Annotated in this window: 7 protein-coding genes; all 7 read left to right on the forward strand. The window is 47.4% G+C overall.

Translation table 11 applies throughout. The features are described from left to right. The first annotated feature begins 2 nt into the window (after positions 1–2). The 7 genes from AYI96_RS08215 to AYI96_RS08245 all read left to right on the forward strand — a co-directional run bounded on the left by AYI96_RS08215 (position 3) and on the right by AYI96_RS08245 (position 12,212). Entirely contained in the window at positions 3–1,001 is a 999-nt protein-coding gene (locus AYI96_RS08215; RefSeq protein WP_144361396.1) for an alkaline phosphatase, read from the forward strand. A 39-nt stretch (positions 1,002–1,040) separates the two neighbouring features. Continuing rightward, complete coding sequence (locus AYI96_RS08220; RefSeq protein ID WP_144361397.1) at positions 1,041–4,310, forward strand: DUF1156 domain-containing protein; 3,270 nt, start codon at positions 1,041–1,043, stop codon at positions 4,308–4,310. Further along, entirely contained in the window at positions 4,307–4,813 is a 507-nt protein-coding gene (locus tag AYI96_RS08225; RefSeq protein WP_144361398.1) for a 5'-nucleotidase, read from the forward strand. The genes AYI96_RS08220 and AYI96_RS08225 overlap by 4 nt, the downstream gene beginning before the upstream one ends. 11 nt (positions 4,814–4,824) lie before the next feature. Further along, positions 4,825–7,548 (forward strand): DEAD/DEAH box helicase, encoded by a 2,724-nt coding sequence (locus AYI96_RS08230; protein WP_144361399.1) that lies wholly within the window; start codon positions 4,825–4,827, stop codon positions 7,546–7,548. Between the two features lie 147 nt (positions 7,549–7,695). Continuing rightward, a complete protein-coding gene (locus tag AYI96_RS08235; RefSeq protein ID WP_260852969.1) occupies positions 7,696–8,226 on the forward strand; it encodes a ComF family protein in 531 nt (176 codons plus the stop codon). After that, positions 8,223–9,572, forward strand: coding sequence for a DNA-processing protein DprA (locus AYI96_RS08240; RefSeq protein ID WP_144361400.1), 1,350 nt, complete (start codon positions 8,223–8,225; stop codon positions 9,570–9,572). The genes AYI96_RS08235 and AYI96_RS08240 overlap by 4 nt, the downstream gene beginning before the upstream one ends. A 12-nt stretch (positions 9,573–9,584) precedes the next feature. Then, the gene (locus AYI96_RS08245; RefSeq protein WP_260852970.1) at positions 9,585–12,212 is read left to right on the forward strand and encodes a type I restriction endonuclease subunit R; all 2,628 of its coding nucleotides are present in this window, start codon (positions 9,585–9,587) and stop codon (positions 12,210–12,212) included. Positions 12,213–12,415 lie beyond the last annotated feature (203 nt).

The following is a 12,415-nucleotide window of genomic DNA, read 5'->3' on the forward strand; positions in this document are numbered from 1 at the left end:
ATATGGATAAGTCACTGATCGCTGATATACACAGACTGCCCGCACAGGAAGCATGGCCTAAAATTTTTTCGGCCCTCTGGCCCCTGTTTGCAGAACCGATCAGGCAGGACCTGGCGGATGCAAAAACAACCGAACGGGACAGCGCCATCAAACCATTAGATGACGTGTTGGCAGGCAGTGCCTGGGATTTGTGGGCATCGTTCGAAAGTGCGTCACCAAAAACGGCAGATGCTCTGAAAGCATTCTGGCAACGCCAGACAACACCGAAAGCCATCCTGATTCTGGATGCACTGTCGCTCCGCGAAGCGCCCTGGATTCTCGAAAGTGCGCAGCAGCGTGGCTACACCGTTCACAGCGCCAGTGCGACCGCCTCTGAGCTACCCGGTGATACCACACCGTTTGCACGGGCCATGGGGTTTGGGCAGCGCACCAGATTGCAAAACAACCAGGGGAATAGTGCTGCTTTCCCTGAAGCCTTCACTGAGTCCACCGACTTGCCATGGGTGGATTGTGCATCTCTGATCAAGGCTGACCCGAATATTATCTTCTGGCATCACTGGCCTGATGAACGTATGCATCATCTGGCCGAACAGGGAGCAGGTTATCGGGTGTTGGCGAAAGAAGCCGCAGCCGTATTAACCGGCGATGAATTCTGGGCCTTCATCGACAAACTGGCCACGGGCCGTCGTCTGGTTATTACTGCCGACCATGGGTATTCAAACCCCGCGTTGTTTCCAGATGTTTACCCGGAAGACCAAAAAGCCTATCTGAAAGGGCAATTCAAGTCTGGCCGCAACAGCGAAGTGAAAGACGCAAAAACCGAACAGCATTGGGTACCGCCATTATCTCAGGTACTAACGACACAGCATGGCAACTGGAACATTGTGCTGGGCCGCAAGAAATGGCGTTCACAAGGCGGCTACCCAACCTTAGCCCACGGTGGGTTGAGCCTGTTAGAGGTGGCCGTACCCTTTATCGAACTGTCGAAACCGAATAATTAATGGTCAGCATGCAATGCTGGCCTTTGGATAAGTATTTTTATGGCATCTAACAAAACGAAAGCAGAACTGACAGAAGAACTGGTGGCAGAGGCCGTTAGTGCCGGTAAAAAAGCACAACTGGAATCGGTTGATTTTTCTGATCCCAATCGCCCCCTAACTTGCCTTGAGGTTGATTTTCCTATTCTACCAATCAACCAGATTGCGCAAATCGAAGGCAACGCAGGTAAGCCAATATATCAAATGAGTAAGTGGTGGGCACGCCGTCGCTCCAGTGTGTTCCGCTCTATGTTGATTGCGGCTGCTACCAAAGCGCCCGATGAACCATCCGAATCTGCCAAATTGGTTTGGGACAACTACTACGCCAATCACCAGGACAACCAAGCATTCAGAAAATTGAAAGTGGCTGACATTTTCATGGGAGGCGGTACCACATTGGTAGAAGGTGCACGGCTCGGTATGCAGATGACAGGCAACGATCTCAACCCGGTTGCCTGGCTAGTTGTAAAGAATGAGCTGGCTGATGTCGATCTGGATGAAGTGAATAAACTGTTTGATCACATTGAAAGGGAAGTTAAACCCCAGATCATGCCGTTTTACGCCTGCGAAGGCCCTGATGGCGAAAAAGGAAAATGGACACAGCGTTCTACTGGCAAAGTCATGGGCGATGATTTTGATCCCCTAGCTCTGACACCTGAAGAACGCAAAGACTACGTATACGATGGCCCGGAGGTTATTTACACCTTCTGGGCTAAGCACGGGCCCTGTGCAGCTCCCGGATGTGGTCATCGCACACCAATTATGAATTCGCCATTAGTTGCTGTTAAGTCGCTTACTGTTAAAGCATGGCTTGGAACCTCCTGCACGAAGTGTGATGGTCGCTTTGATTTAGAGAGGCACCCAGCACGAATGGCGCCTGATGTGCCATTAGTGATTGGTAATGGTGAGAAGCCTTTCAGTACCATGGATGACAAGGGGTGTTTTACTTGCCCTCATTGCGGGCACGTTCACAAAGATGAAATCGCTGCATTAAAAGGCGAATCTTCCCAGTTACCCAAAAAGATTTATAAAAACAAGAAAATAGATCTTTCTCTTTTCGTTAATCCAGAATGGATGAAAGGGGCTGCCGGTAAAGACGATATTGGACAGCTAGGCGGTACTGCAAAGAGTGATGCTAATGCAACTGCACGCTGGAACAAACTAAGAGCAAACTCGTTACGACTGATTGAAGTAAGAGGAAAGACAGGTGATCAATTTCTCGACCCAGAGACTGATAACCTAGTTGACGTTAAAAAAAGCAATATTCCCAAGAAATCAAATTTTGCTTGCCAAGAAGATACCTGCGGTCGCCAACAAGACGTTTTAGATAGCATCAAACTGTCTGGCTCCAATGGGCCGTTTAGTAGTTACTTGCTTCATGGTTACTCCCCGAAGAGAAAAGAAGAAGGAAAACCATATGGGGGACGTTTTTTTGCGTCTATAACGGAGCAGGTTGTTGCCCGGCAAAGTGCGTACTTGAAAGAATGGGAGGCAAGAAAAGATAGTGATTTGTCAGGCTATTGGCCCAAAAGTGAGCTTCCCTATGGCTTCATGACCCATATGAATAATGGCGGAATACCAAATCACGGGTTTACGCATTGGCATACTATGTTTAACCCTTTGCAGCTGCTAATTCATTCGCAAATATTAAAAGCAATTGATACTGCGCATGGCTTTTCAGATACAGCGAAAGAGATTGCACTGGGGACATTTCAGCAATATCTGCGGAACCAGAATATGTTCTGCATATGGAACCCTCAACGTGACACGCCAGAGCCTATGTTTAGTAACAGCAACTATCATCCTAAATCAACTGTGGTCGAAAACTCTGTTTTCGCTGATTTAGGTCGCGGTAACTGGGCGTCATGCAGGGCAAATACCATTTCAGGATTAGCATGGGCCAAAAGCCCATGGGAGATCGTGTCAAATGCCCATTTGGTAACCATTTCTGATGACCTAGCATCCTCAATTTCAGGTAAAAGTGAGAAGGCCCGCTTAGATGATAATGTTTTACCTGGGACAAAAGTAACGTGTGGTTCTTCAACAGAATTACAACACATAACAGACGGCGAGCTAGACCTGGTAATCACTGACCCACCATTTGGAGGCTTACTGCACTACTCCGAACTAGCCGATTTCTTTTACGTTTGGCTTAGACTGTTATTAAAGGATAAATATCCAGATTACTTTGCTGGCGAGTATACCCCTAAGACGTTAGAGGCTGTCGCTAACCGAGCTCGTAATCCTGACGATGCCGATGGATTCTACAAACGCATTCTCACGGAGTGCTGGAAAGAAGCGGGTCGAATGCTGAAGCCATCTGGAATACTGTCATTCACTTTCCATCACAGTGAAGACGAACCTTGGCTGGATGTATTGGAGAGTCTCTTCAACGCTGGTTACTACTTGGAGGCAACCTATCCGATACGTAGCGATGAGACAAAAGGACAAGGAGCTAAACCAGGTACGTTTGGGTCCCAAACGATTGAGTATGACATTATACACGTATGCAGAAAGCGGGTTGAGTCACCAAAAAAAATCTCTTGGGCTCGTTTACGTCGTCAGATCTTAGCTGATGTGCGTCAGTTACAGTCTATTTTAGAGCACCACCAGAATGGTGGTTTGCCCATGGCAGATATACAAGTTATCAAGCGCGGAAAAGCACTTGAGTATTTCTCTCGTCATTATGGACAAGTGTATGTCGAAGATGGACGAGAGTTTACCGTTAAAGAAGCACTTGTTGGGATCAACCAGATTTTAGACGATCAAATTGAAGGGGACGGATTAGGCACGCCTGTAGTATGTGAACCTATTTCCCGTCAATTCTTGAGAATATTTTCTGGAAAATCTGAAATCCCTCGTGATCAAATGCAAAAGTATCTTAAGGGTACAGGAATTGGACCGAGTGACTTCTTGGCTCGAGGCTGGACGGAAGAAAAAAAGAAAATCTTCTACTGGGTTTCTCCACTCGAATTTGCTAGAGAAAAAATAGATAAAAAAGGCAGTTTGAGCCGCGACTTTGATCAGGCCATGTTGCTTATTGGTGCGTGTTATCCAGAAAGCGGTATCAATAGCAAGAAAATTCTGGATGAAGACTTCAAACCTCACCCCGCATTAGGGCATCTGTTGGATTGGCTTGTTCACAACGGAGCTGACTCATCTATGCGCAGTGCCTGCACTTTGGCAAGGCAATTGTTTAATAGATGGGAAGCTGATCATCAGCAGGTTATGCAGGAACAAATATCATTGTTTGGTATGGAAGATGAAATATGAGCGATGTACTGACCAACGACAAATGGAAGCGACGCGGTATCTCAGTGCTTTGGTGTGGCAAAACACTGGCTGAATTAAATGCTGCAAGTCAGGTGATCAGTCTGCGTCAGTTCATCGGCTATTACGAAGCGGGCTGGCCGGAGGATATGCCTCTGCTGAATGACGATGGCTTATACGTCGCAGGGTTGGACGTAGCCGTAGACGCTTTATCACCAGAAGATGCTATGGAATGGCTGGAATCCGAGATTTACGAAATGATCTACGACTTTCAGAACCATGCCGATGCTGCGCTGATTTTCTGGATGCCGGATCAGGGGCGCTGGAAGGAAGATCTGACCACCAGTACCTATAACTGGTGCTTGGCTGGTAAATACGATGCGCAAATGTTCCCGTTGGGGCAATGCATCTGGAACGGCGCACAAAAGGACGTGCGCCGGATTGAATCCGATTTTGGCGGAAAAACGAACGAATGGCTGGGTTTATACCTAGAGCGGATCAGCTAATAGGGGTAACCATGACTTTTAAACCTGGTGAACGCGTCAGCCATTTTGAATTTGGCCAAGGTGTTGTTATCTCGGCAGCGGGTGGTTACGCCCGTGTCTTCTTTCCCCAGGGTGAGCGACAAGTACCCGTCAGCACCTTGGTGGCGTCACTTAGCCATAATGAGCGCGTGGTAGCCAGCATTGGCAGCCATACAGATAGTGACACGAAAGCCTGGCTCTCCTGGAAGGCGCATGAATTACCCCTTCAGGATTCAGCCAGCTCGCTGACTTCAGCCAAGATTGATTTGCTACCCCACCAGGTGGTGCTGACTCATCGGGTTGCCTGCGCGAGCCCACGTCGCTTTCTGATTGCCGATGAAGTGGGTTTGGGGAAAACCATTGAAACAGCGTTAGTGTTGCGGGAATTGGCCAGTCGTGGCGAGCTTAACCGGGCTTTAATGGTTGTGCCGGCGGGTCTGGTTAACAACTGGCACCGCGAGCTGAATGAAGTTTTCAATTTAAATTTTGAAATATTCGGCCGCGAAGGTGATGTCAGCGACCGCCGCAGTAATGCGTTTGCTAAACATAACCTGCTGATTGCCAGCATCGACACCTTAAAGCGTCCAGCAAGAATCAAGAAAATACTAGAAGCACCCCGTTGGGATTTGATTGTTTTTGATGAAGCGCATCACTGCACGGCCTATAAGCAAGGCGGCAAAACCCGCAAGACCCAGAACTACAAATTGGCGGAAGCCTTACGTGACCACAGTAGAGATATGATTCTGCTTTCGGCCACGCCACACCAGGGCGATCATTTTCGTTTCTGGAAGCTGATTGATTTACTTGACCCCACTTTGTTTTCCAGTGAAACAGAGATGGTGGAAGAACGTCACCGCCTGAATCCAATCATATTCCGCCGCACCAAAGCCGACGCCTGTAAAGCCGATGGCTCCACGTTGTTTGCTAGGCGCTGGGTGCATACCGAAGCCTTTTCAATGTCAGATCAGGAGCGCGATTTCTATAACGCCCTGAATGAATACCTGCGCGACGGTTTTGCTCTGGCGAAGAAGCAAGGCGGCAAAGGAACGGCTCTGGGCTTTGTAATGACGATCTTCCAAAAAATTGCGGCGTCCAGCTTTGCGGCGGTGCATCGCACCTTGAGGCGAAGACTGTTGGCCCTGACTGTTCATGAGGGCTTGATGCACGATGAAAACCTCGACATCGACGCCAGAGACTTTGCTTTTAATGAGGCGAAAGAACAGATTCGAGTTGAGTTCGATTTAGGTCATGACCGTCTTTCTGACCTTGAGATAGACCGTATATTGAATGACATCAAGCGTCGCCTCCTCAAAAAGATCAATGAAGAGCAGCTGGCCGCTGCATCCGATACCTTTACCGATGAGCTGGAAACAGCCGCCGCTGAAGATGCGGCCATGGATGCTGTGGCATACGCCCTGCCCGAAGAGCGATTCCGCATTAAAGAACTACTGGGGCTATTCCCTTCAGCCCGTGAAACTAAAGTAGATAAACTCATTGGGGCTTTGGGTGTGCTGTGGCAGCAAAATCCAGAGGAGCGCATTGTGATATTTGCCACCTATCTGGGTACGGTGGAAATGCTGGGAGAGCAGATTGAAAAAGCGTATCCAGGCCAAGGTGTGGTTGTGCTAAAAGGTGGTGATCACGGAAGTAAGCTCGCGGCAGAACGGCGCTTCAAACAGGCCAATGGCCCTCGCGTGATGATCTGTACAGCAGCCGGTCGAGAAGGTATCAACCTGCAACATGCTCGGGTGCTGTTTAACTTTGACCTGCCGTGGAATCCAATGGATATGGAGCAGCGCATTGGTCGTATTCACCGCTATGGACAGCGAGATACTGCGCAGGTTTATAACCTTGTTTTGGGTGACACCATTGAAGGTCGCATTTTCCTGCTGCTGGATGAAAAACTGGAGGAAATTGCCAAGGCGCTCGGCAAAGTGGATGAGAAGGGCCAGGTAGAAGAAGACCTTCGATCACAAATCCTTGGCCAATTATCGGAGCAGGTGAACTATCAGCAACTTTATTCGCAGGCGCTGCAAGACCCAGAGCTTAAACGCACCCGGCTGGAGCTTGAAGCGGCTATGGATAACGCCCGTCATGCTAAGGATGCGGTATTTGAACTATTCCAGGATCTGGACGGTTTCAGTTTGGATGACTACGCACCACTATCAGATACCGGGGAATCCATAGACGACCTGATCCGGTTTATGCAGAAGGCCTTACCATACGAAGGTGAAGCCATTGAGATTCGCGGACAAAAGCAATTTGCCCTTGTAAAAGATGGCCTCGAACAAATGCTGTTTACCACGGATCGGGAAGAAGCGACCAATTCAGAAAAATTACATTTGATTGGTTTGGATCATCCCGTGATTGCAGAGCAGCTTGATAAATACCGCAATCTTGATCCTGAATACCTTGGTTTCTATTCCAGTGAGCTGAATGCTGGTGAAACCGTTTCTGTATGGGAAGTAAGGGCTGCCAACGAAAAAGGACACAATGTTCACTCCATCATAAAACTTGCCGTCGATGGCGATGGTAACCGGCTACCTCATTTAGAAAAGCAAATAGATGTCGTGTTTAAAGCTAAGGGAAAGAACAGCGCTCACGAAGTAGATTTGCATAAAATTGAAGCCGTCTTGGAGCGGGAACTTCATCACCGGAATATCGTGAAGCCTGAGCAGTCGTACTCAGCCAAGCTGATCGGTTTAGCGTGTGGTTGATTCGATAAAATTCGTTTCGGAAGAACTGGTGACAAATTTTAGCTTTTGTCACCAGTTAAGATGCTAACCTATGGACAAATCGGTAATCGCCTACAATGCAGAGAAATCCTGGCCTAAAGCAAATGTCACCAGTAGTGAATGTTACGGGTGGTTGAGTATGATTTTCCTCGAAACCTTGGTAACTTGGCTGCTCAAGAGGGCCGTGTATTGTCCCGTTGGGGGGATGCAGGTTGGGGACGTACGGTTGCCGATAATAAACATGCCGGGCGTTTCAGTGATGACTTGGTTGAAGCCATGGCTGAAATGATTCAGCAGCGTTGGCACCCCAATCCGGCTCCACAGTGGGTGTGCTGCGTTCCGTCACGTAATCATCCGGAATTGGTGCCTGATTTTGCCCGTCGTTTAGCGGTGAGATTGGGTCTGCCGTTTGTGGATGCAATCAGTAAAGTCAAAAATAACCAACCACAAAAAGGCCAGCAGAATCGCTTCCATCAATGTCGTAACCTGGATGGCGCGTTTGCAGTTACCCAGTTTTATCGCGGACAACCGGTTCTGTTGGTCGATGATATTGTAGATTCCGGCTGGACATTGACAGTCATCGCAGCCCTATTACAGCAGGCTGGTAGCGGTGTGGTTTATCCCGTCGCGTTAGCATCTTCTTCGGTGAAAGATTCATGAATGTAACCAATTTATTATCCCCCACTGCGCAAGCGACCTTGTTGCTGACCAGTTACTTTTCCAAGGCAAGCAGCGAAGCTGCTAAACCGCTAACCAATGCGGAGTGGGGGCGGTTTGCATTGTGGTTGAAAGAAAAATCAGCCACTCCAGCCGATCTCTTGGTAGCGGATCCGAAACCATTGCTGCAAGGCTGGCATGATGCTCGTATCAGTGCTGACCGGATTATAGAGCTGTTGAATCGTGGTCATAGTCTTGCTTTAGCCATGGAGAAGTGGCAACGGGCTGGTCTTTGGGTGGTCACCCGCTCCGATCCTGAATACCCGAGACGTTTGAAACAGAGATTGAAAACAGATTCCCCACCCGTGCTATTTGGTTGCGGAAATAAAAACTTGTTAAATGCTGGTGGGTTGGCTGTTATCGGTTCTCGTAATGCCAGTCAGTCAGATTTGGGCTTTACCGAGCACGTGGGGGCTAAAGCTGCTTCGGAGGGCATTGCCATTATCTCTGGTGGGGCGCGCGGAGTTGATGAGGCGGCGATGTTGGGTGCAGTCGCTAAAGGTGGTGAGGTGATTGGTGTGATGGCCGACAGCCTATTAAAGGCAGCAACTAGCAGTAAGTGGCGTAGAGGTCTTATGGATGGACATGCTGTGTTGGTGTCGCCATTTTACCCAGAAGCTGGATTCAATGCCGGTAATGCCATGGCACGGAATAAATACATTTATTGTTTAGCAGATTCATCACTAGTCATTCACTCAGGTAAGAAAGGTGGGACGCTTAGCGGGGCTGAAGAAAATCTGAAGAAATCCTGGCTACCGTTATGGGTTAAACAGACGAAAGATAAAGATGCGGCTAATGCGGAATTGGTCGCCAAAGGTGGTCTTTGGTTAGAAGCTGATGTTGATTCCTTTACGATTGCCGACTTAATTCAAACAGGGGGAAGTCGGACGAATTCGACCAAGGAAGAACAAGCTGATCTTTTTTCTTTGCCAGCCCAGCCAGAATTGTTTGCTGAATCAGCATCTATACCCGAGCCTGTATCTGAGCCTGAAAGCGTTATTTCGGATTTAGGAAATGATTCTGTATTTGCTACTCAACAGGTAGAAAGAGTCCTCCCTGAATCTGTTGTTGAGTTCAAATCTGAATCACTAACACCCATCGATTTTTATCAGTTATTCATTAGTGAGCTTCACAGAGTAGCCAAGAATCCAATCACCGCGGATGAGTTGAATCAAAGTACTCGACTCCATAAGTCACAGCTAAGTGAATGGCTAAAACGTGCAGAAGAAGAAGGTTTAGTGACAAAGCTGAACCGGCCAATTCGATACCAAGTCGTGCGCAGCTTATAGAAGGATCTATCAATGGAAATGACCGAACAGACTCTGGTTCAGGAAGTAACAGCAGACTACTTGCTAAACGAGTTGCAGTGGGATGAGTCTGTTTTTGGTATGTATGAAAAGTTGGGCAAGGAAGGCCTTCTTGGTCGAAGTTCAGAGCAGGAAGTAGTGCTGACCCGGTACCTCGGCCAAAAGCTGATGGAACTTAACCCTGGGTTGCCGAAAGTAGCTTACCAAGAGGCAATACGCGCTGTTTGTGAAATGCCTTCATCCAGCAATATTGTTGCGGTGAATAAAGAAAAGTATTTGCAGCACAAGAAAGGGGTGATGGTTAGTTTTCATAATGAAAAAGGAGAGTTGGTAAAGAAGCCACTACGCCTATTTGATTTCGAAAACTACGAAAATAATCACTTTTTAGTCGTGCGTGAGTTCTGGATAAAAGGGGATATTTATCGTCGCAGAGCGGATCTTGTAGGCTTTGTTAATGGTATTCCCTTGCTCTTTATGGAAGTAAAGAACGTTGACAAGGATATTCGAGCCGCATACGAACAGAATCTTGCGGACTACAAAGATACTGTGCCCCACCTTTTTTATCATAATGCGTTCATTATTTTGGGCAATGGCGTCGATGCGAAGATTGGTTCGGTATCCAGCAAATTCGAACATTTCAACGATTGGAAACGGTTACAGGAAGATGAGCCTGGTGTTGTGGATATGGAGACCTTGCTAAGAGGTACCTGCTCCAAAGCCAATTTGATGAGCATCTTTGAGAACTACATACTCTTTGACCAGAGTTCCGAACACTTGGTGAAGATCGTTGCCCGGAATCACCAATACCTGGGCGTTAATCTTGCTATAGATGCGGTGCGTAATCGTAGTGAGCTACTCGGGAAATTAGGGGTTTTTTGGCACACCCAAGGTTCCGGCAAATCCTATTCAATTGTATTTTTTGCCCAGATGGTGCATAGAAAATTGGGCGGAAACTATACCTTCGTGGTGTTGACCGACAGGGAAGACCTAGATACACAGATCTATAAAACCTTTGCGGGCTGCGGGTTAGTCGACAACGATAAAGACCCCTGCCGAGCTGATAGTGGCAAAGATCTCAAAGCAATGATTGGGGAGCACAAAGCTTTTGTTTTTACCTTGATTCAAAAATTCAATGAAAAGGTAGATCCTAAAAAGCCCTACACTGAGCGCGATGACATCATCGTTATCACCGACGAAGCTCACCGCACGCAATATGGCACGTTATCGCTAAATATGCGTAATGCCTTGCCCAATGCGAGCTTTATTGGCTTTACCGGAACGCCATTATTTAATGATGACGAGATAACCAAAAAGGTCTTTGGTGATTACATTTCTACCTACGATTTTCAACGCGCCGTCGAGGATAATGCAACGGTCCCCTTGTACTACGACGCCCGAGGTGAAGACCTGATATTTACAGACGAAGAAGGAAATGAGTTCACGGTTGCCGATCCTAAAGGAATTAATGAGCGCATTGCAGAAAAGCTCGCTGAATTGGAGATTGAGGACGTTGATGTTCAGCAAAGGCTAGAGCGAGAGTTAAAGCGTGATTATCACATAATCACCGCAACCAGCCGACTGGATCAGATTGCCCGTGATTTCGTTGTCCACTATGCCAATGCGTGGGAAAGTGGCAAAGCCATGTTTGTTTGTCTGGACAAAATCACTTGTGTGCGTATGCATAAACTCATTGGTTTTTACTGGCAGCAAGAAATAAGGCTCAAAGAAAAGGAGTTGGTGTCAGCAAGGGATGAACAGGACATCGCCTGGCGCGAGCGGCAACTGGCATGGATGAAAGAAACGCTCATGGCTGTTGTGGTGAGTGAAGAGCAGGGTGAAGTGGCTAAGTTTGAAAAATGGGGGCTGGATATTAAACCCCATCGCCAGTTACTCAAAACAGGCTTCGAATTGGATGACGGCTCTCGACTGGACATGGAAGAAGCGTTTAAATCTGGTGAACATCCATTTAGAGTCGCGATAGTCTGTGCTATGTGGCTAACCGGATTTGACGTTCCAACACTCTCTACCCTTTACTTGGACAAGCCTTTGAAGGCGCATACATTGATGCAGGCCATTGCTAGAGCAAACCGTGTCTCTGAAGGCAAGAGTAATGGCTTAATCGTCGATTATTGCGGAATACTGAAAAATCTTCGCAAGGCCTTGGCGACCTTCGCCGGTGCAGGTGATGAAGGACACGGTGGTGATGCGGGGGAAAAAGATCCTGCTAAGCCGAATGAAGAGTTGTTAGAAAGTCTGAATGAGTCGATTGGCTTTGTTGTTGAGTATTTGCAAAAACACGATTTTGATTTAAACCGAATTATTACAGAAACCGGTTTTGCCAAAAATGCAGCCATAGCCCAGGCCAAGGAAGTCATCAACCAGAATGACGAAACCCGTAAACGCTTCGAGGTGATGGCGAGAGATGTATTCAACAAGTTTAAGGCTTGTATCAATGTTCCCGGTGTTAATGGTTTTCGGGACCTTCGCGATGCGATAAATGTCCTCTATAAGAGTTTACAAGCAGATAAGGAAAAAGCGGACATTTCCGATGTCATGAGAGAGCTTTACGAAATCGTTGATGCAAGCATTACCTTCAAACAGCTTATCGAGAATTGGATCTAGCTTCTTTTGTGTCCAGCCTCCTGAGTTCTCCTGCTCAATAAAACTAATTAGTTTGTATTTATCGAACGCTTTTTCTTTAAGAAAGTCTGGGAAAGTATCAAGATCACGTTTAATTAATTCTGAATCAACTAGTTTGACATATTGAGCTGGGGAGGCTGGCTTTGTAACGGATTTAGACTCTGTGAATTCATCTTCAAAGTCCA

The sequence above is a fragment of the Shewanella sp. MSW genome (assembly GCF_007636515.1).
Classification (GTDB): Bacteria; Pseudomonadota; Gammaproteobacteria; order Enterobacterales; family Shewanellaceae; genus Shewanella; species Shewanella indica.

Bases quoted from the DNA above. Each gene is read 5' to 3' on its own strand.
- AYI96_RS08230 (WP_144361399.1), top strand. From the start codon at position 4,825: ATGACTTTTAAACCTGGTGAACGCGTCAGCCATTTTGAATTTGGCCAA.
- AYI96_RS08240 (WP_144361400.1), top strand. From the start codon at position 8,223: ATGAATGTAACCAATTTATTATCCCCCACTGCGCAAGCGACCTTGTTG.
- AYI96_RS08245 (WP_260852970.1), top strand. From the start codon at position 9,585: ATGGAAATGACCGAACAGACTCTGGTTCAGGAAGTAACAGCAGACTAC.
- AYI96_RS08220 (WP_144361397.1), top strand. From the start codon at position 1,041: ATGGCATCTAACAAAACGAAAGCAGAACTGACAGAAGAACTGGTGGCA.
- AYI96_RS08225 (WP_144361398.1), top strand. From the start codon at position 4,307: ATGAGCGATGTACTGACCAACGACAAATGGAAGCGACGCGGTATCTCA.
- AYI96_RS08215 (WP_144361396.1), top strand. From the start codon at position 3: ATGGATAAGTCACTGATCGCTGATATACACAGACTGCCCGCACAGGAA.